This is a genomic window from Micromonospora sp. B9E7, assembly GCF_039871815.1.
Classification (GTDB): Bacteria; Actinomycetota; Actinomycetes; order Mycobacteriales; family Micromonosporaceae; genus Micromonospora.
In genome coordinates this window covers 371,922-390,301 of sequence record NZ_JBDPLX010000005.1, presented here as the reverse complement: position 1 = coordinate 390,301, position 18,380 = coordinate 371,922, and the positions used below count along the sequence as shown (strand labels likewise).

Here is an 18,380-nt window from a genome sequence, read left to right as displayed (position 1 = left end):
GTCAGCGACCCCCGGGATCGGCGATGGCGGCGCGCATGATCTGGCCGGCGATCCGGGCCGCCTCGGCGCTGCCACCGGGGCCGGCCTGTTCGAGCATGACGCAGACCGCGGAGACCGGGTTGCCGTTCTTGTCCATCGCGAAGCCGATGAACCAACCGTGGTCGGGCCGGTCCGGGGCGGACTGCGCGGTGCCCGTCTTGCCACCGACCGTGTAGCCGCCGATCGCGGCCTTCTTACCGGTGCCCTTCTGGACCACGCTGACCATCATGTCCCGCAGGTCGGTGGCGACCTGCGAGCTGACCGGTTGGCGCAGCTCCCGGGCCGTGGCGGTGTAGTAGCTGGTGGTCCGGTCCGGGGCGAGCAACTGCCGGACCAGGTACGGCCGCATCTGACTGCCACTGTTCGCGATCGCACCAGCGATCATGGCACCTTCGAGCGGGGTCATCCGGACGTTGTTCTGGCCGATCGAGGACTGGGCCAGTGCGGCCGGGTCGGTGCTGCCGTCCGGGTTCTGCATGTCCCCGGTCCGGCTGGCCGCGGCGGGCAGACCGTCCTCGCCGAGCTGGCCGACGGTGAGGTCCTCCTGCTCGAAACCGAACTGCCGGGCCTTCTCCTTGAGGACATCGGCACCGAGCTGCACACCGAGCTGGGCGAAGCCGGTGTTGCACGACTCGGTGACCGCCTCCAGCAGGGTGACCTTCGCCTCCGGGCAGATCGACGGCGCGGCGTTACGGATCGGGGTGCCCGAGGTGGGCGGGGTGTAGCTGGAACTGGCCGGGATCTGGGTCGTCTTGGTGATGCCGTTCTCCAGCGCCGCCGCGGCCACCACGATCTTGAAGGTGGACCCCGGTGGCAGCGTCTCGGAGAGCGCGCGGTTGTTCAGCGGGCGGTCCGGATCCTGTTCCAGCTTGGAGTACGCGGCAGCCGCTTCGCTGCTGTTGTGGCTGGCCAGCGGGTTCGGATCGAAGCTGGGCATGGAGACCAGCGCCTGCACCGCCCCGGTGCGCGGGTCGATGGCGATGGCCGCGCCCTTCTTCGCCCCCACCTGGTTGTTGCGCAGCTGGTCGTACGCCGCGTCCTGGGCCTTCTTGGAGAGCGTGAGCAGCACGTTGCCGCCACCGCTGTCGTCCCCGGTGAACATGTCCTTCAACCGGTCGCCGAGCAACTGGTCGCTGGTGCCGGCCAGGAAGTCGTTCTCCACCTGCTCGATGCCCTGGTCGGCCAGGTTGACCGGCTTGTAACCGAGCACGTGCGCGTACTTGGCGCCGCCCGGATAGGTGCGCAGGAACTTCAGGTTGCCGGTGGTCTCCTTGCTGGTGGCCAGCGCGGTGCCACCAGCCTCGATGTTGCCCCGCTTGCGCTTGTAGTCGGCAACCTGGACCCGACCGTTGTAGTCGCTGGTGCGGTACTCGTCGGCCTTCTGGAACTGGACCCAGTTGAGGTTGGCGAAGAGCAGGCCGAACAGGACCATGACGACGACGCCGACCCGGCGCAGTGGTGCGTTCACGGCTTGATCACCTCCGTGGGAGCACCGTGCATCTGCTCCGGCTGGCCACCGGCGGGTCGAGCAGCCTTGCCGGCGCTCCCTCCCAGCGGCCGGCGGGCTCCGTCGGAGACCCGCAGAAGCACCGCGATGAGCAGCCAGTTCGCCATCAGCGACGAGCCACCGGCGGACAGGAACGGAGTGGTCTGGCCGGTCAGCGGGATGAGCTTGCTGATGCCGCCGACGATCACGAAGACCTGGAGGCCGAGGGTGAACGCGAGACCGCCCGCGAGAAGCTTGCCGAACGAGTCCCGTACCGCGAGCGCGGCCCGCAGCCCGCGCTCCACGATCAGCAGGTAGACGACAAGCAGCGCGGAGAGGCCGAAGAGGCCGAGCTCCTCACCGATGCCGGCGAAGATGAAGTCGTTCTGCACCTCGGGCAGGATGTCCGGTTGGCCGCCGCCCGGCCCCGCACCGAAGAGCCCGCCGGTGCCCAGGGCGAGCAGCCCCTGGACGAGCTGATAGCCCTTGTTGGTCGGGTCGGCGAACGGGTCCAGCCAGATCTCCGCCCGCAGGTAGAAGTTGGCGAACGGCCCACCGACCGTCGAGCCGAGCACGTAGGCGAGGTAGGCGCCGCCGAAGAAGAGGACCAGACCGATCAGTAGCCAGCTGACCCGTTCGGTGGCGATGTAGAGGGTCACCACGAACATGCCGAAGTAGAGCAGCGAGGTGCCCAGGTCCTTCTCGAACACGAGGACCAGGAGGCTGACCAGCCAGACGCCGACCACCGGGCCGAGGTCCCGTCCTCGCGGGAAGTCGATGCCGAGGAAACGCCGACTCGCCAGTGACAGCACCTCGCGCTTGCGGACCAGGTAGTAGGCGAAGAAGACCAGCAGCGCCAACTTGGCGAACTCGCCGGGCTGGATGGAGAAGCCGCCCACCCGGATCCACAGCTTCGCGCCGTTGATCTCGGAGATGCTGGACGGCAGGACCGCCGGGAGCATCACCAGCACGATGCCGGCCAACCCCAGGGTGTACGCGTACCGGGAGATCGACCGGTGGTCACGCATGAGGGCGAGGAGGCCTGCGGCGAGGATCACCGAGGCGAGCGTCCACGCCAACTGCCGCCCACCGATCCCGGCGAAGATCGCCAGCTCCTCCCGGTCGGCCACCGGGGCCTCGCCCAGGTCGATCCGACGCAGGAAGCCCACGCCGAGCCCGTTGAGCAGGGCCACCGCCGGCAGCAGCGCCGGGTCGGCGAACGGGGCGAGGAACCGGATGACCAGGTGCAGTCCGAGGAAGACCGCACCGAGCGCGGCGGCGGGCATCCAGAAGTCCGGGGTGACCGTGTCCAGCAGGTTCGCTTCGACGGTCGCCCCGTACGCGGCCACCAGCACCATCGCGAGCAGCAGCAGGGACAGCTCGGCGTTGCGGCGCGACCGCGCCAGGCGTACGCCGGACTGCTCGCCCGCGGTGGCGGGCGAGGGTGCCGGTGTGGCCGCTACGGTCACGGGTGGAGTCCTCGGTATCTCAGCCGACGCTCACTCAGGAGACCGGCAACCGGCCGGGTCGAGCGCCGGCGTGGCCGAGTCGGAGGGCGTGACGTCGGGTGTGGTGGTCGGGCCGGCCGCACCGACGGCGTCGGTGGCACCGACCGTCGGGCTTGCGCTGACGACCCCGTTGGGGGTCGCCGACGGGTCGGCACTCGGGCTGCCGTTCGGGGTCGGGGTCGTACCGGCCGGCGAGGGCGACGGAGTGCCACCCACCGTGCTGGTCGGGTCGAGCGGGCAGAGCGGCTTCAGGTTGGGGTTGCTCGGGGTGTCGCTGGTCAGCTCGGCGAGCTGCCGCTCGGCGTCCGGCTCGTTCTTGGCCCGGATGCCGACCTTGACAGTGTCCTGAGCGGCGACTGTGAGGTCGTCCAGTCGGGTGCCGCTGCGCCGATGCACGGTGGAGAGGTCCATCCCGGCGATCTGGCCCTGGACGCCACGGAAGACGGCGACCTGCCCCTCCTCGGTGGCACCCACGTAGTACTGCCGCTGGGTGTACGTCCAGCCGCCGAAGCCTGCCCCACCGACGATGACCAGCAGGGCCAACACCATGGCGGCGGTCCGCACCGGGCGGCGCTTCGGCCGGTCCGATTCGTCGTCGGAGGCCGCCGGCTCCTCGGGCGCGGGTGGGCGCGGCGCGGAGAGCGCCGAGGCCCGGGCGGCCGGGGTGGAGTCGTCGGCGGAGGTCGCCATGCCCCGGTCGCGGGCGGCGGCGCCGCCGACGATCGGGGTCGCCTCGACGATGTCCTGATCCGTCGCGTCGGCGATGATCACCGTGATGTTGTCCGGTCCACCGCCGCGCAACGCGAGCTGGACCAGCCGCTCGACGCACTGCTGCGGGTCGACGTACTCCCGCAGCGTCTCGCCGATGGTCTCGGCGCTGACCACACCCGAGAGGCCGTCGCTGCAGATCAGGTAACGGTCGCCGGGCAGGACCTGACGCACCGAGTACTCCGGGTCGATGTCCCGACCGTCCAGAGCGCGGGTGAGCAGCGACCGCTGCGGGTGACTGCTCGCCTCCTCGGCGCTGATCCGGCCTTCGTCGACGAGCATCTGGACGTACGTGTCGTCCTTGGTGATCTGCGCGAATTCGCCGTTGCGCAGCAGGTAGGCCCGCGAGTCGCCGATGTGGACCATGCCCAGCTTGCTGCCGGTGAAGAGGGTCGCCGTCAGCGTGGTGCCCATCCCCTCCAGCTGTGGGTTGGCGTCCACGGTGTCGCGGAGTTGTTGGTTGGCGGTGCCCACGGCCGAACGCAACGCATCGACGAGAGCGTCCCCCGGGACGTCCTCGTCGAGCGGCGCCATGGCACCGATGACGATGTTGCTGGCGACGTCACCGGCGGCCATACCGCCCATGCCGTCGGCAACGGCAAGTAGCCGCGGCCCGGCGTAGACGGAGTCTTGATTGCCGTCTCGGATCAGACCGCGGTCGCTGTGGGCCGCATAGCGCAGGGTCAGAGTCATGGCCGTAATTCGAGGGAAGTGCGGCCGATCCGGATCGGCACGCCGAGGGGGACGGGGGTTGGTCCGGTGACCTTAGCGCGATCGAGGTACGTGCCGTTAGTCGAGCCGAGGTCCTCGACGTACCACTGCCCGTCGCGCGGCACGAGCCGGGCGTGTCGCGCGGAGGCGTAGTCGTCGGTGATGACCAGGGTGGAGTCCTCGGCTCGACCGATGGTGATCTGCGCTTCACCAAGAGTGATCCTGGTGCCGGCCAGTTGACCGGCGGTCACCACCAGCTGGTGTGCCGCCCTGCCCCGTTTCACCTTCGCCGGCTTCGTCGCCTGCCCGGTCGAGGCCCCCACCGCACGTGGTGCGGCCACCAGGCGACCGGACCGGGCGCCCGCGAAGAGATCCCGGCGGATCACACCGACCACCGTGAACACGAAGATCCACAGCAGGATCAGGAAACCGAACCGGGCAACGGTGATGACCAGTTCCGGCAAGGCGGGTCAGCCGTCCACGCGGAAGGTCAGCGTCGTCGTGCCGAGCTGGACCATGTCACCAGGGTTCAGCGCGACGGCGGAGACCCGCTGTCCGTTGACCATGGTGCCGTTGGTCGACCCCAGGTCGGTCAGCACGACCTGACCTCCGTCGAAATCCAGCCGGGCGTGTCGCCGGGAGATGCCGACGTCGGGCAGGCGCAGGTTGGCCTGGTCGCCGCGGCCGATCACCGTGGACCCCATCTGGAGCGGGTAGGTGCGGCCGTCGCCGGAGACCAGCCGCACGTTGCGACCGCCACCGTGCCCCGGCGGCGGGCCGTAGCCACCGCCCTGGTCGTACGCGGGGTAGGCGGGCGGACCGGCGTCGTAGCCGGGTGCCGACACCGGGGCAACCTCGCCGCCGGTGTAGACCTCGGCCGTGACACGGAACATGCCCGTGTCCAGGCCCTCGCCTCGCTCGATCTCGACGATCACGTCGCCGTAGACAGTCCACGCCTGCTCGCCGATGAACTCCGCCTGCGACTGGGCCAGTTCCTGGGCCAGCGCGGCGGCGTACGGCGCCAGCCGACTGTGGTCGAACGGCGAGAGATCGATCACGTAGCGGTTGGGCACCAACGTGCGCCCACCGGCCAGGATCGCCTTGTGCGCCTCGGCCTCCCGCTGCATGGCGTTGAGGATCTCCACGGGGTGGACCACCCCTTTGAAGACCTTGGCGAAGGCCCCTTCGACCAGGCCTTCCAGACGCTTCTCGAAGCGTTGCAGCACGCTCACCGGCTCCTCCTCGGGTCCCGAGGACATGATGGTATCCGGCCGGCGCGCGCGCAGCTCACACGCCGCTCGGCCGGCTGCTCCCGGCCCGTTCGGAAGGGTCGGGACTGTCGTGCTAATCTTTCGTCCGCCACGAACGGTAATCGCTCGTGGCGAGCGCCAGGGACAGCGTAGTATTCCCGAGGCCCGTTGGAGACAGCGGGACCGGGGCGGCTACAGTGTTCCGGGTCGTGCCACGGGGATGTGGCGGAATGGCAGACGCGCACGGTTCAGGTCCGTGTGCCCGAAAGGGCGTGGGGGTTCAACTCCCCCCATCCCCACCACCGACGAGGGCTCCGCTTGATGCGGGGCCCTTCCGTCATATCGGGACGTGCCGGACGTCACGCTATGCTGCGATGGATTCTGCCTCCGATGGACCAGGAGTGGCGTGTGAGTGTCGCGTTGGTGACAGGGTCGGGTGGCCTGATCGGTTCCGAGGCGGTCCGGCACTTCGCCGGCCTCGGCCTGGACGTGGTCGGCATCGACAACGACATGCGCCGGTACTTCTTCGGCGAGGACGGCTCCACCTCGTGGAGCCTCGAACGGCTCGGCCGTGACCTGGGTAACTCGTACACGCATTTCGCCGTGGACATCCGGGACCGGGACGGCCTGGAGCAGGTCTTCAAGAAGTACGGCTCGGACATCGCCGTGGTGATCCACAGCGCGGCGCAGCCGAGTCACGACTGGGCGGCCAAGGAGCCGTACACGGACTTCGACGTGAACGCCGGCGGCACGCTCAACATCCTGGAGAACACCCGGCTGCACGCGATCGACGCGCCGTTCATCCACTGCTCCACCAACAAGGTCTACGGCGACCGGCCCAACAGCCTGCCGCTGGTCGAGCTCGAGACGCGGTACGAGTTGCCCGAGGACCACCGGTGGTACCAGGGCATCACCGAAGAGATGTCGATCGACAACTCACTGCACTCGGTCTTCGGCGCCTCGAAGGTCGCCGCGGACGTGATGGTCCAGGAGTACGGGCGCTACTTCGACATGAAGACGGCCTGCTTCCGAGGCGGCACGCTGACCGGTCCGGCGCACTCCGCAGCCGAGCTGCACGGGTTCCTGGCCTACCTGATGCGCTGCGTCATGGAGGGCCGGACGTACAACCTGTTCGGCTACAAGGGCAAGATGGTCCGCGACGCGATCCACTCCCGCGACGTGCTGAGCGCGTTCGAGGCGTTCTTCCGGGCCCCGCGATCCGCGGAGGTCTACAACCTCGGCGGCGGCCGGCACTCCAACACCTCCCACATCGAGGCGTTCCGGATCGCCGAGGAGATCACCGGTCGCGAGGCGCAGATCAACTACGTCGAGCAGAACCGCACCGGCGACCACCAGTGGTACGTCAGCAGCATGGCCCGGTTCGAGGCGCAGTACCCGGACTGGAAGATCACTTACGACGTGCCGATGATCCTGCGGGAGATCTACGAGGCCAACGTGGACAAGTGGGTCCCCCAGTCATGACCACGCCGCGGACCAAACGCAACGTGCTCGGTGTCCTGGTCGACGCCACCGACTACGCCACGGCGACCGACACGGTGGTGACCGCGGCGCACGAGCGTCGTCCCCTCGCGCTCACCGCCCTGGCCGTGCACGGTGTGATGACCGGGGTACTGGACCCGGCCCACAACGCGCGGCTCAACTCCTTCGACGTGGTCACACCGGACGGGCAGCCGGTGCGGTGGGCACTCAACCTGCTGCACCACGCCGGGCTCACCGACCGGGTCTACGGGCCGACGCTGACCCTGCACGTGCTGTCGCGTTTCGCCGACGAAGGTCTGCCGGTCTACCTGTACGGCTCGACCGAGGAGACCCTCGCCAGGTTGATCCCGGCCCTGGAGCAGATGTTCCCCGCCTTGAAGATCGCCGGGGTGGAGCCGTCCAAGTTCCGTGCCGTCGAGCCCGGTGAGGACGCCGAGATCGCCGACCGGATCCGTTCCAGCGGCGCCCGGCTCGTCCTGGTCGGGCTCGGCTGCCCCCGCCAGGAGGTCTTCGCGTACGCCATGCGGCCGCTGCTCGACATGCCGCTGATGGCGGTCGGTGCGGCCTTCGACTACCACGCCGGGCTGCTCCGCAAGCCCCCACCGTGGATGCAGCGTGCCGGCCTGGAGTGGTTCTGGCGTCTCGGACTGGAGCCGAAGCGGCTCTGGCGCCGCTACGTCATCCTCAACCCGGCCTACCTGGGCCGGCTGGCCGCGCAGAAGATCGGCCTGTGGAAGGCCCGCCCGCCGGCTCCGGCCCACGACCGGCCGGCCACCTTCTCGGTCTGATCCCGATCCCGAACGACACGAGGCCCCACCCGTCTTCCGGGTGGGGCCTCGGTCGGGTGAGACGGGTCAGACGGTCAGGGTCCAGGTGTTGATGTAGCCGGTGTCGGCCCGGTAGGTGTCCCGCACCTGAAGTCGCCAGATGCCGTCGGCGGCCTCACCGGACACGTTGACCGTGTACGTGGCGTTCACGTTGTCGGCGCTGTCCGAGGTGCTGCTGTTCTTCAACCGGTACGAGCTGCCGTCCGGGGCGAGCAGGTCGATGACCAGGTCACCGCGGTAGGTGTGCACGATGTTCACCGCGACGGTGGAGGCCGACGAGGCGTTGCGGCCACAGCCCGAGATGGTGATCGAACTGGTCACCGCCGATCCGACGTCCGGGATCGAGACGTCGGTGCCGTTGGTGCCGGTGCAGCCGGTGGGCGGCGGCGGGGTGGTGCCGGTGCCCACGTAGAGCAGCAGGTTCGGCGAGCCCGAGCCAGGATTGGACACGACGTTCGGGGTCGCGTTGGTCACCAGTTGGTTGCGAACCTGGGCCGGGGTCCAGCTCGGGTTGGCGCTGGCCACCAGGGCAGCCGCTCCGACCACGTGGGGCGTGGCCATCGAGGTGCCGCTGATCGTGTTGGTCGCGGTGTTGCTGTTGTACCAGGCCGAGGTGATCGACGAGCCGGGCGCGAAGATGTCCAGGCAGGTGCCGACGTTGGAGAACGACGAGCGGGCGTCCGAGCTGGTCGTCGAGCCCACCGTGATGGCTTCCGTGGTACGGGCCGGCGAGGTGTTGCACGCGTTCGCGCCGTTGTCGTTGCCGGCCGCCAGGCCGTACGTCACGCCGGAGGCGATCGAGTTGCGCACGGCGTTGTCGAGCGAGGTGTTCGCGCCGCCGCCGAGGCTCATGTTCGCCACCGCCGGCTTGATCGCGTTCGCGGTGACCCAGTCGACGCCGGCGATCACACCGGCGTTGGTGCCGCTGCCGGAGCAGTTCAGTACCCGTACGCCGACGAGTTGGACGGCCTTGGCCACCCCGTACGCGGACCCGCCGACGGTGCCGGCCACGTGCGTGCCGTGCCCGTTGCAGTCGTCGGCCGACCCGCCGTCCACCGCGTCGTAGCCGGAGGTGGCCCGGCCGCCGAAGTCGTTGTGGGAGAACCGGATGCCGGTGTCGATGATGTAGGCGTGCACGTTGCTCGCCGTGTTGGGGTAGGTGTAGGAGCTGTCCAACGGCAGGTTGCGCTGATCGATCCGGTCGAGGCCCCACGAGGGCGGGTTGGCCTGCGTTCCGGAGATCGAGACGGTGTGGTTCTGCTCGACGTACGCCACCGCCGGGTCGGCTGCGATCCGCGCCGCCGCGCTCGCGCTCACCTTGACCTCGAAGCCGCGCAGCGCCGCCCCGTAGGTGCGGGCCACCGTGCCGCCGTGGCGGCCGGAGAGCCGCTTCGCGGTGTCGCCGACCCGGTCCCGGGCCACCGCGCTGTCCTTGAGTACGACGATGTAGCTGTCCGGCACTGCGGTGGCGCCGCCCGCGGCCTGCACCACACCGACGGGTTCGGCGGCCAGGGCCGGGGTGCCGACGGCCAGCACGGTCGCCGTGGCCACCCCGATCAGTACGGACCTTCGTGGAAGACCCATCTCCTACCTCCCTCTGACCGGCGGCGGAACGTGACACCGGTCCCGAAATCAATCGACACACGCCGATTCAGCTGAGGGTAGATCAGCCGCCGGGCACTTGGACATGTCGAAACGGCCATACCTTCGGGTGATGACCCCCTACGGGCCCGACGTCCGGGGTGAACGGGGGACCGGCCCGGATTCGCCCCGCCCCGATCCGGGAAAGACTCTCGAACATGGAGAGTCAGCTCACCATCCTGATCCCGGTCGCCGCCGTCTGGTTGACCGCCGGCGTCGTTGCCGACGGCCTTCCTCGTCTCCGCAGCACCCGCGCACTTCGCCGGCGTACCGGATGGTTGCTGGTTCTGACCTTCACCGGGCTGGCACTCACCGCGGCCGTGCTCGGCGGCGGTCTGCTCAGCGCCGGCTCCGCGCCGGTCGACCGGGCCGCCGCCGGGCTCACCCTGGCCGCCGGCCCGGCCCTCGTGGCGCTGGTCTGCTCGGTACGGCGGATCCGCCGGCTGTGGGCCGGAGCGGGCGCCTTCGTCAGCGCTCCCGCCACACCTGCGCCTCACGGGCTTCGCGCCGCGGCGGCCCATCCGCTCGTCGGGCTGCCCCTCCAGGCGGCCGCACTGGCCACGGTGCCTGCGGTGATCGCGGCGATCGGCACCGACCTCGGAGCCGACCCCAGCGTCACCGGGCCGGCGATCACGGTGGGCGCGCTCGCGGTGACCGCCATCGCGGTCCGGCACGCGCTGCGGCACAGCCGCCTGGCCGAGCGGGCCCAGCCGGACGCCGCACGATCAACGCGGGCGGCCGGCCCCCTGCACGTATAGCAGCTCCAGGATCGCCCTGGTCGCCTCGAACCAGCGGTCCAGCCAGTCCTGCGAGGGCAGGCTGCCCTTCGGCGGCAACTCCATCAGCAGGCCACGCAGCAGCGGGTGGTCCGCAAGGGACTCGGCCGGCTGCATCGGCCACCCGGTCGGCGGGAACGACGGCTCGATCAGCGGATTAGGGTCCAGCGAGGGCAACGAGAGCGGAGGATCCGTCGACTCGGCGGCTGTCTCCCGCCCGCTCAACTCCTGGTCGGTCGAGACCACCTCGGTCAGTACGGTGTCCCGACGGGCCCCGCGGTACTTGCCACCGAATCGTTCCGGCTTCGCCGGACCGTTGGTGAGGTTGTCTGAACCGATCGTCGTCATCCGTCTCGCCTACTCGCTCGGTTGCGGGTCGGTGCGGCGGGCCATCGACCGGCGCCGTACCGACCGGTTCAACGAGACGGGCGCGTTGTGGCGACGGGATCGCCCACGGAACCTCACCGACCACCGCCGATCCTCCGGCTCCCGAGACGGCGGAGTCCCCGTCCGGCAGGGCCGGACGGGGACTCGGTTGACCACTCACTCAGACCGCGCCGAACGCACCGCCTCGGGTGCCGGCGACGAAGGCGTGCCAGTCACCCGGTGCGAAGACCAGGGCTGGGCCCGCCTTGTCCTTCGAGTCCCGCACTCCGACCGCCCCCGTCACGTACGCCACCTCCACGCAGTTGTCACAGTTCGGCCCGCTCTTCGAGCTCTTGAACCATGCTGCCTGCGTCAGGTCCACGGGGAACCCCTTGGTCGCCATTTCCACAACGGCTCCTCTGCCAGTTTTGCGATGTGTGCGACGGACTCCTCCGGACGTATGGCCGCAGCGCGGATGTGATCGAAGATGAAGCTGTACTTCTGTAGTTCGTCGCTCTTCTCGAGGAAAAGCCCACCCGTGGCGTTCTCCGCGTACACAACATCCGGATCACCGGGCTCAGGGAAGCTGAGGATCGTGAAAGTGCCGTCCATGCCGGCGTGCGCACCCACCTCGAAGGGCAGGATCTGCAGCGTCACGTTCGGCAACTCGGCCACCTCGACCAACCGCTTGAGTTGGCCGCGCATCACCTCGTCCCCGCCCACCGGCCGACTTACCACCGCCTCATCGAGCACCACCCACAGATCGACCGGATCGTCCTGGGTCAGTAACGACTGACGGCCCAGACGGACACGCACCCTCTGGTGCACCTGATCGGCGGTGAAGTCCGGCCGAGCGGCGCGGATCATGGCCCCGGCGTACTCCTCGGTCTCCAAGAGGCCCGGCACGACCTGCTGTTCGTACGCCCGGATCGAACTCGCCGCCGCCTCCAGCCCGACGTACGCGCCGACGAGCACCGTGCTGTACGGGTGCCACCAGCCCTTCTGGCGGGCCTCCCGCGCGATCTGCACGAGCTCGTCGCTCTCGGCACCCACCACGCCGTAGATCCGCAGCATGTCCCGCACGTCGCGAGGGGTGGCCGTGGTGTGCCCGGTCTCGATCCGGGAAACCTTCGACGCCGAGCACTCCAACTGCTCGGCGACCACCTCGATGGTGATACCGGCGGACTCCCGCTGGCGGCGCAGCTCGGCACCGAGCCGCCGCCGTCTGATGGTCGGACTGCGCCGCTCACTCATGGCGCAACCCAGGAGTCAGTGGTCCCCGCCGCTGGCTGCTCGACCCCACTCGGGCTACCTCCGGTAACGCGCCACTGGGTGACACCCGCCGGGGGCGCGACCGTCGACCGGCGAGCGTTCGCGACGAAGGGGTGGTGCCGGTCCTCGGCCGGCCGCGACGGGCGAAACCGGCCCTCAGTGTGCCGCCCGGACGCGGATGGCTTCAATAGCCCTTTCGCGCGACACGCTCATGTATCGGCAAAAGTCGACGTGCAACTTGCATGAAGCACGTCCCTGATGCACTCTGTCCGTATGGCACGGATCACTCAGCGTCTCCGTTCACTCCCTCGGAGTGGTGACCCCACCGATCCGGGGAAGTTGGGCACGACGCCGGCCCGGCCGACGACACCGAGACCTGCTCCGGGGTAATGACCCCGCCGCTGCAAGCCGGCAAGCTGCGGCGGCGGGCGCGGTCCCGGAAGCAACCGGGTGGTGGTCGGGTGGCGGCACGTCACCAACGGAGTACGGCCCGACCACCACCATCCGCACCACCGGTTCACGAGGCACGACCCCGTCGCCGGCCGAGACGTCCCCCGTTCAGGCACCGCCGGCAGCCCGCCGGCCAACCCTCCCCAGGAGCCCATGTGCTTCCCCGCACCGGTGACGTACTGCACGTGACTCGCGCGGCGAGTGTCCAGTTCCTCAGGCCGATCAAGTTCCGGGTGATCCGGGTGCTCGACTGGCCCACCTATGACGGCTGGCTCTGGCTCGACGGCTACGAGTTGAACGCCGCGGGCGACGCGGTGAACCGACGGTCGATCTTCGTCCAGCGGGAAGGCCTGCAGCAACTGCAGTCCGCCCCCGAGCCCCGTCCGCACACCGTGCGGGCCCGCCGACCGGTTGCCCGTACCCCGGTCCGGGTGGGCTGACCGGCCCGATCCGCCGCCGGTGGGCGTGCCGTCGCCATAGAATCGGTACGCCCACCCCGGCACAGTTCCACCCGCGCGTCCAGGACCCTGACCCTGGGATGGTCATGGTCAATCAGCCCGCCCTGCGGCGGCACCACCGCTCCCGTATCGCCTACGCATTCGGACTACTTGCCCTCCTCGGGGCGATGGCCACAGTGCTGGTCCTCGTCCGCGACCCGGCGATGTCGTCCACCCGACTGACCGCGCCGGTGCCCGCACCGGAGATCACCGTGGTCGACGCCGACCCTCCGTCGGACGAAGATCCGTCGGTGTACGACGAACCCGGCTGGATCGGTGCCGACGCTCCGGACAACGAGGCCGCCGATCCGACCGGGCCGGTGGCCGGCCACGGCGCCGGCGGCCAGTCCGACGGCCGTCAGGAACTCACCGAAGCAGCTCCGGCCGGGCACACCGCGACCGACATCCGTCGGTCCCTGTTCTGGTCCGGGATCTTCGGTCTCACCATCTCGCTGGCTGGCCTCGGCCTAGTCGGTACCCGTCGCCGGATGTGGTGACCACCGGTCACGACGTGCTCGTCACCGTGGGGGTCGGCGTCGGGCTCACCCCGGTGGAGGGTCGGGCCTGGGAGATCACCAACAACACCTCGTCGTCGGTCGACACCGACGTGCCCGCCTCCGGCTCGGTGCCCACCACGGTGCCCGGCGGTAGTTCCGACGGGCGGTACACCACGCGGTAGGCAAGACCGAGCCGGTTCAGCAACCCCTCGGCGGTGGCCTGCGGCAGGCCGACGAGCGGTGGCACCGGCACCTCGTCCGGTGCCGTGGTGGTCGGCGAACTGCTCGGCGACTCGCTGGTCGGCGCCGCCGAGGTCGGGGATTCGCTGGTCGGCGCGGCGCTTGTCGCACTGGCCGGCGGGAGCGACGGGGTGGGCCCCGGATCGTCCCGGTCGTCGTCCTGGTTGGCGAGCACCAACCAGAGTGCTCCGCCGAGCAGGCCGGCGAGCAGCAGCGCGAGCACGCCCCAGAGGATCGGCAGCCACCAGCGCCGGCCGCCCTGTTCCTCGACGTACCACTCACCGGCGGAATCGGCCGGCCGGGACGGCCGGACCTCGGCCCGCCCGGACCACGAAGGCGGTATCTGCGCCGTCCGGTCGCCCGGCGTGCCGGCAGACCTGTCGATCGGCATGGTCTCGTCGGGCGACGGATCGGGACGCGCGGGGACGCGCGGGTCGATCGGCGCCGTCTCGTCCGCACCGGCGGTGGGTCGGGCCGGTGGCGGTGAATCCGGCCGGTCGGCGGCCGGTGACAGGGGTCGGGTCCGGTCGTCGTCGTTCTCGTCGGCGGGAGGCTCCTGGCGGTCGCTGCTCATCGCACGTCCCTTCCCGAACCGGACGGGCGTCATGGCCCTCGACCGTCAACCTAGTCGCCCAGGGCGCCGTCGGCGGGGATCAGCGTGCCGAGCCGCGCCGGAGGCAGCGCGCCGATCGGTGCGGGAAACAGCTCAGGAGGTGGGTTTGGTGGTCGGCTGTTCGGCACCGCCCGTCCCGCACCAGATGCTGACCTCGTCGTTCCACCGGGCAGCGCCGTCCTCGGCCGGCTCCTGCCGGGTGACCTTTCCGCTGCGCCCACTGACGTAACGCGGGTAGAGGCCCTCGTCGATCAACTCGTTGACGGCCTTGTCGCAGTTCTCCCCGACCACGTCCGGCACCTCGGCTGCCGGCGCTGGCCCAGTCACCCGCAGCTGCACAGTCGTACCCCGGGTGACCTCGGTGCCCACGGCGGGCAAGGTGCTCTCGACCGTACGACCGGCACCGCCTCCGAAGACCAACCGCCAGCCCAGCCGCTGCTTTCGCAACATGTCCCGGGCCTGGACGAAGTCGATGCCGACCACCGGTGGCACGGTCAGGCCGGTCCCCTTGGTCGCGCTGGCGGAGGTCCGGACGGCCGACGGGGTGGCCCGCCCGGTGCTCGGCCGGGGCGCCGTGACCCGGACGGTCGGCGAACCGGTCAGGCTCGCGACGGCGAGGGGATCCTCCGAGGACGGCTCGCCGTCGCCGGCCAGCAGCCAACCGCCGGTCGCGCCGACCGCGGCGAGCAGCACAGCGGCCAGCCCGCCACCCAGCAACACGCTGGCCCGGCCCGCGCCGGCACCGCCCTGGCCACCGACGGCATCCTGTCGGCCCCGTGTTCGTGTCCGTCATACCGCCCACCGCCTCATCACCGGCGACCGTACCGCCCGCCGCCCAACCTGTTGCGCCGGCCATCCGCACCGGCGGGTCGTTGCGACTCGCCGCGCCGACGACGGGACGTTACGCTGCCCGGCATGGCCAGACAGGGCTGGGGAGTATCGATCGTCACGGCGATCGGCGTCGCTGCCGGCGCGGGCGCTGCCCAACTGGGCTTCGGCTACGGGCTCGGCGTCATCGCCTGGACGCCCACCGAGGCCGGGGCCACCGACACAGCCTGGGCGGACGGTCTCGCCTGGGCCACCTGGCTCGCCGCCAGCTCAACGGTCCTCGGCGCGGTCTGCGCGCAACGACTGCACCAACGCGGCGCACCGAGGCCGGTCGAGTCGCAGGCGACGGACTCCTCCGACTCCGTTACCGCGCCGGAGCAGGCCACCCAGGCAGGCGGGCGTCCCCCTGCGGTCGACGCCCCCGGCCCGGTGACGGAGCAGGTGACCTCGACCGCCGAACGTGGCGGTCTGCTGCGCCGGGTGGCCCTCGCGCTCGGCGCCGGGATCGGCGGCCTGGTGACGGTGCTGCTGATCGCCGTACCCGCACGGGTCGCCACCGGTGCGGACACCGGCGCACCGCAACGGACCGCCGCCGTCCAGGCGGTGCTGGGCATCCTGCTGGGCGTGGTCGTCGCGATCTGGGCGCTGCGTTCCCGGGCAGCCGCGGTCAACGTGACCGCGACGGCCGCCTGGCTCTGGCTGCTCGCGGTGGTCTCGGTGATAGACGGGGTACGCGTCGGACGAGGGCTGACCGGTGCTCAACTGGGCACCTGGCAGCTCGACCCGGACCATTCGCGGTACTGGATCGGTGGTCAGCTCTACTGGCCCGGTGCGCTGCTGGCACTCGTACCCGCGCTACTGATCGGCGTTCTGGCAGCCCGGCGGGCAGCCCGCTCGACCGGACACCGGGTCGGCGCGGCGGCCTCCGGCGCTGCCGGCCCGGTGCTCGTCGCGCTCGCCTACCTGACCACACTGCCGCACTGGTCCACGCTGGGCCCCGCGCAGCTGTCCACCCAACTCGTCGCCCCGTACGCGGTGATCGCCGGTGTCGGCGGCTCGGTGCTGGCCGCCGTTCTCGCGGAGCGAGCCGACCGGAACCGGGCGACCCAGGGCTCGGCCTCGCCGGCAACGGCGGCCGACTCGACCTCGACCGTTCCGACCGAGCTGACCCCGGCCACCGTTGGCGGGCCGATCCCGACCCCTCAGGCCGATCCCGCTCCGGCCACCAGCGCCGACTCGGAGCCGCCGGCTCGCGATCCGTCGACCGGCGCCACGGGTCGCCGTCGCAGGGCCGCGCCGGAGGCAGCCGGGGCGACTTCCCGTCCGGACGACGATGCGCTCCCCAGGGTGCCTGCGCCACGGACGAACCCGGACCTCTCCGGGCCAGCCGATCCTGCCGACGAGGACCCGACACCAACCACCCGACGCGCCCGCCCAGCCCGCCGCTCCACCCGCCCCACCACCGACTGAACCCCAACCCCCGCCTCAGCCCTTTCGATCATGAAGTTATTGCCATCCCGCCCGTGTCGGGGCAATAACTCATGATCAACACGGGGTAAGGGTGGGGGTGGGAGGGGTCAGTCGACTGGCCAGGTGTGGACGGGCTCGTTCGAGCGCTGGAGTTCCGCGTAACGCTGGACCATGTGGCGCAGCGCGTCCTTCCGATCCATGCCGTACCGCCGCTCCGCCGCCCAGACCGCCTCGGTCTGCCAGACGGCGCCGTTGCGGCCGGTCCGACAGCGCTGCTCGATGATGCCGAGCAGCCGATCCCGTTGGGCCGCGGCGACACCGAACCCGTCCAGGCCAGCCGCCGCGGTGGGCAGCAACTGCTCCAGCACCAGCTTGGTCACCGGCACGTCACCGAGCCCGGGCCAGTGCAGCACGGCGTCGAGGCCACGTCGGGCGGCGGCGTGGAAGTTCTCCTCGGCGGAGCTGAAGGTGAGTTGGCTCCAGATCGGACGATCCGCCTCGGCCAGACCACGAGCCAACCCGAAGTAGAAGGCCGCGTTGGCGAGCATGTCCACCACCGTCGGACCGGCCGGCAGCACCCGGTTCTCCACCCGCAGGTGCGGGCGGCCGTTCATGATGTCGTAGACCGGGCGGTTCCATCGGTAGACCGTGCCGTTGTGCAGCCTCAACTCCCCGAGGTGCGGTACGCCGCCGGCGTGCAGCACCTCCACCGGGTCCTCGTCCTCGCAGATCGGCAGCAGCGGCGGGAAGTACCGGACGTTCTCCTCGAACAGGTCGAAGATCGAGGTGATCCACCGCTCGCCGAACCACACCCGGGGGCGCACCCCCTGGGCCTTGAGCTCATCGGGACGAGTGTCGGTGGCCTGCTGGAACAGGGCGATCCGGGTCTCCGCCCACAGTTGGCGGCCGTACAGGAAGGGGCTGTTCGCGCCGACCGCCACCTGCACGCCGGCGATGGCCTGGGAGGCGTTCCAGTAGTCGGCGAAGCTGTCGGGTGCCACCTGGAGGTGGAACTGGAGGCTGGTGCAGGCGGCCTCGGGGGCGATCGAGTCGGTGTGCGTCCGCAACTGCTCGACACCACGGATGTCCAGCTCGATGTCCTCGCCGCGGGCACCGACGATCTGGTCGTTGAGCACCCGGTAGCGCTCGTTCGTGGAGAGATTGTCCTCGACCAGGTGCCCCTCGGTGAGGGTGGGCAGGATGCCGACCAGGACGATCTTCGCGTCGGACCGGGCCGCGCGCTCGTCGGCCCGGGAAAGGCTGCCGCGCAGGTCACGCTCGTAGTCGGCGAAGCCGGTGCCCTCGATCAGTCGGGGCTCGGCGTTGAGCTCGAGGTTGAACTGCCCCAGTTCCGTCTGGAAGAGCGGATCGGCGATGTCGGCGAGGATCTCCTCGTTGCGCATCGCCGGCTCGGCCGTCGAGTCGACCAGGTTGAGTTCGATCTCCAGGCCGGTCATCGGCCGGTCGGCGTCGAACCCGAAGTCGTCGAGCATGAGGGCGAAGACGTCCAGGCACCGCCGGACCTTCTGCCGGTACCGGACGCGATCGTCCCGGGTGAAGGCACCCTGTGAGACGTCCCTGCCCATGTGTCCTCCCGACAGCCGGCGCGGTCGGGATCCTGCCGTCCCGGAAGCGCATTGT

Annotated in this window: 18 protein-coding genes and 1 tRNA gene; 7 read left to right on the top strand and 12 right to left on the bottom strand. The window is 70.4% G+C overall.

Annotation, left to right across the window (positions count from 1 at the left end):
- Position 1: 1 nt before the first annotated feature.
- The 5 genes from ABGB10_RS11040 to ABGB10_RS11020 are packed head-to-tail and all read right to left on the bottom strand — an operon-like array spanning position 2 to position 5,771.
- Positions 2-1,507, bottom strand: a complete 1,506-nt coding sequence (locus ABGB10_RS11040; protein WP_347660757.1) for a penicillin-binding transpeptidase domain-containing protein — start codon at positions 1,505-1,507, stop codon at positions 2-4.
- Positions 1,504-2,994: an FtsW/RodA/SpoVE family cell cycle protein gene (locus ABGB10_RS11035; protein WP_347660756.1), complete on the bottom strand. Its 1,491-nt coding sequence runs from the start codon at positions 2,992-2,994 to the stop codon at positions 1,504-1,506. Before ABGB10_RS11035 ends, ABGB10_RS11040 begins: the two co-directional genes overlap by 4 nt.
- Positions 2,995-3,024: 30 nt before the next feature.
- Positions 3,025-4,494: a protein phosphatase 2C domain-containing protein gene (locus ABGB10_RS11030; protein WP_347660755.1), complete on the bottom strand. Its 1,470-nt coding sequence runs from the start codon at positions 4,492-4,494 to the stop codon at positions 3,025-3,027.
- Complete coding sequence (locus tag ABGB10_RS11025; protein WP_347660754.1) at positions 4,491-4,976, bottom strand: FHA domain-containing protein; 486 nt, start codon at positions 4,974-4,976, stop codon at positions 4,491-4,493. Before ABGB10_RS11025 ends, ABGB10_RS11030 begins: the two co-directional genes overlap by 4 nt.
- A 6-nt stretch (positions 4,977-4,982) precedes the next feature.
- Positions 4,983-5,771: a DUF3662 and FHA domain-containing protein gene (locus ABGB10_RS11020; RefSeq protein WP_007454122.1), complete on the bottom strand. Its 789-nt coding sequence runs from the start codon at positions 5,769-5,771 to the stop codon at positions 4,983-4,985.
- Positions 5,772-5,978: 207 nt separating this feature from the next.
- Between ABGB10_RS11020 and ABGB10_RS11015 the strand changes: the two genes are divergently transcribed.
- The 3 genes from ABGB10_RS11015 to ABGB10_RS11005 all read left to right on the top strand — a co-directional run bounded on the left by ABGB10_RS11015 (position 5,979) and on the right by ABGB10_RS11005 (position 8,050).
- Positions 5,979-6,064 (top strand) — tRNA-Leu (locus ABGB10_RS11015).
- A 64-nt stretch (positions 6,065-6,128) separates the two neighbouring features.
- A complete protein-coding gene (locus ABGB10_RS11010) occupies positions 6,129-7,244 on the top strand; it encodes an NAD-dependent epimerase/dehydratase family protein (protein ID WP_347660753.1) in 1,116 nt (371 codons plus the stop codon).
- Entirely contained in the window at positions 7,241-8,050 is an 810-nt protein-coding gene (locus ABGB10_RS11005) for a WecB/TagA/CpsF family glycosyltransferase (RefSeq protein WP_347660752.1), read from the top strand. The genes ABGB10_RS11010 and ABGB10_RS11005 overlap by 4 nt, the downstream gene beginning before the upstream one ends.
- Positions 8,051-8,116: 66 nt before the next feature.
- On the opposite strand, the gene ABGB10_RS11000 is transcribed toward ABGB10_RS11005, so the two are convergent.
- Positions 8,117-9,673 (bottom strand): S8 family serine peptidase, encoded by a 1,557-nt coding sequence (locus ABGB10_RS11000; RefSeq protein ID WP_347660751.1) that lies wholly within the window; start codon positions 9,671-9,673, stop codon positions 8,117-8,119.
- A gap of 215 nt (positions 9,674-9,888) precedes the next feature.
- On the opposite strand from ABGB10_RS11000, the gene ABGB10_RS10995 reads away from it, so the two are divergent.
- The gene (locus tag ABGB10_RS10995) at positions 9,889-10,488 is read left to right on the top strand and encodes a hypothetical protein (protein WP_347660750.1); all 600 of its coding nucleotides are present in this window, start codon (positions 9,889-9,891) and stop codon (positions 10,486-10,488) included.
- On the opposite strand, the gene ABGB10_RS10990 is transcribed toward ABGB10_RS10995, so the two are convergent.
- The 3 genes from ABGB10_RS10990 to ABGB10_RS10980 all read right to left on the bottom strand — a co-directional run bounded on the left by ABGB10_RS10990 (position 10,456) and on the right by ABGB10_RS10980 (position 12,126).
- Entirely contained in the window at positions 10,456-10,854 is a 399-nt protein-coding gene (locus ABGB10_RS10990) for a hypothetical protein (protein WP_347660749.1), read from the bottom strand. The two genes, ABGB10_RS10995 and ABGB10_RS10990, sit on opposite strands and share 33 nt — an antisense overlap.
- Positions 10,855-11,053: 199 nt before the next feature.
- Complete coding sequence (locus tag ABGB10_RS10985; protein WP_278136761.1) at positions 11,054-11,275, bottom strand: DUF397 domain-containing protein; 222 nt, start codon at positions 11,273-11,275, stop codon at positions 11,054-11,056.
- On the bottom strand, positions 11,245-12,126 hold the full coding sequence (locus ABGB10_RS10980) for a helix-turn-helix transcriptional regulator (protein ID WP_030487606.1): 882 nt from the start codon (positions 12,124-12,126) through the stop codon (positions 11,245-11,247). Before ABGB10_RS10980 ends, ABGB10_RS10985 begins: the two co-directional genes overlap by 31 nt.
- 623 nt (positions 12,127-12,749) lie before the next feature.
- Between ABGB10_RS10980 and ABGB10_RS10975 the strand changes: the two genes are divergently transcribed.
- Positions 12,750-13,034: a hypothetical protein gene (locus ABGB10_RS10975; RefSeq protein ID WP_347660748.1), complete on the top strand. Its 285-nt coding sequence runs from the start codon at positions 12,750-12,752 to the stop codon at positions 13,032-13,034.
- Positions 13,035-13,132: 98 nt separating this feature from the next.
- Positions 13,133-13,588: a hypothetical protein gene (locus ABGB10_RS10970; protein ID WP_347660747.1), complete on the top strand. Its 456-nt coding sequence runs from the start codon at positions 13,133-13,135 to the stop codon at positions 13,586-13,588.
- Between the two features lie 7 nt (positions 13,589-13,595).
- Here the strand turns inward: ABGB10_RS10970 and ABGB10_RS10965 are convergent, their stop codons facing one another.
- A complete protein-coding gene (locus tag ABGB10_RS10965; protein WP_347660746.1) occupies positions 13,596-14,402 on the bottom strand; it encodes a PASTA domain-containing protein in 807 nt (268 codons plus the stop codon).
- 132 nt (positions 14,403-14,534) lie between these two features.
- On the bottom strand, positions 14,535-15,161 hold the full coding sequence (locus tag ABGB10_RS10960; RefSeq protein WP_347660745.1) for a PASTA domain-containing protein: 627 nt from the start codon (positions 15,159-15,161) through the stop codon (positions 14,535-14,537).
- A gap of 195 nt (positions 15,162-15,356) precedes the next feature.
- Between ABGB10_RS10960 and ABGB10_RS10955 the strand changes: the two genes are divergently transcribed.
- Positions 15,357-16,739, top strand: a complete 1,383-nt coding sequence (locus tag ABGB10_RS10955; protein ID WP_347660744.1) for a hypothetical protein — start codon at positions 15,357-15,359, stop codon at positions 16,737-16,739.
- Between the two features lie 107 nt (positions 16,740-16,846).
- Here ABGB10_RS10955 and ABGB10_RS10950 read toward each other — a convergent pair whose 3' ends face one another.
- A complete protein-coding gene (locus ABGB10_RS10950) occupies positions 16,847-18,325 on the bottom strand; it encodes a glutamate--cysteine ligase (RefSeq protein ID WP_347660743.1) in 1,479 nt (492 codons plus the stop codon).
- Positions 18,326-18,380 lie beyond the last annotated feature (55 nt).

Bases quoted from the DNA above. Each gene is read 5' to 3' on its own strand.
- ABGB10_RS11030 (WP_347660755.1), bottom strand. From the start codon at position 4,494: ATGACTCTGACCCTGCGCTATGCGGCCCACAGCGACCGCGGTCTGATC.
- ABGB10_RS11020 (WP_007454122.1), bottom strand. From the start codon at position 5,771: ATGTCCTCGGGACCCGAGGAGGAGCCGGTGAGCGTGCTGCAACGCTTC.
- ABGB10_RS11010 (WP_347660753.1), top strand. From the start codon at position 6,129: ATGCTGCGATGGATTCTGCCTCCGATGGACCAGGAGTGGCGTGTGAGT.
- ABGB10_RS11005 (WP_347660752.1), top strand. From the start codon at position 7,241: ATGACCACGCCGCGGACCAAACGCAACGTGCTCGGTGTCCTGGTCGAC.
- ABGB10_RS11000 (WP_347660751.1), bottom strand. From the start codon at position 9,673: ATGGGTCTTCCACGAAGGTCCGTACTGATCGGGGTGGCCACGGCGACC.
- ABGB10_RS10995 (WP_347660750.1), top strand. From the start codon at position 9,889: ATGGAGAGTCAGCTCACCATCCTGATCCCGGTCGCCGCCGTCTGGTTG.
- ABGB10_RS10990 (WP_347660749.1), bottom strand. From the start codon at position 10,854: ATGACGACGATCGGTTCAGACAACCTCACCAACGGTCCGGCGAAGCCG.
- ABGB10_RS10985 (WP_278136761.1), bottom strand. From the start codon at position 11,275: ATGGCGACCAAGGGGTTCCCCGTGGACCTGACGCAGGCAGCATGGTTC.
- ABGB10_RS10980 (WP_030487606.1), bottom strand. From the start codon at position 12,126: ATGAGTGAGCGGCGCAGTCCGACCATCAGACGGCGGCGGCTCGGTGCC.
- ABGB10_RS10970 (WP_347660747.1), top strand. From the start codon at position 13,133: ATGGTCATGGTCAATCAGCCCGCCCTGCGGCGGCACCACCGCTCCCGT.
- ABGB10_RS10965 (WP_347660746.1), bottom strand. From the start codon at position 14,402: ATGAGCAGCGACCGCCAGGAGCCTCCCGCCGACGAGAACGACGACGAC.
- ABGB10_RS10955 (WP_347660744.1), top strand. From the start codon at position 15,357: ATGGCCAGACAGGGCTGGGGAGTATCGATCGTCACGGCGATCGGCGTC.
- ABGB10_RS10950 (WP_347660743.1), bottom strand. From the start codon at position 18,325: ATGGGCAGGGACGTCTCACAGGGTGCCTTCACCCGGGACGATCGCGTC.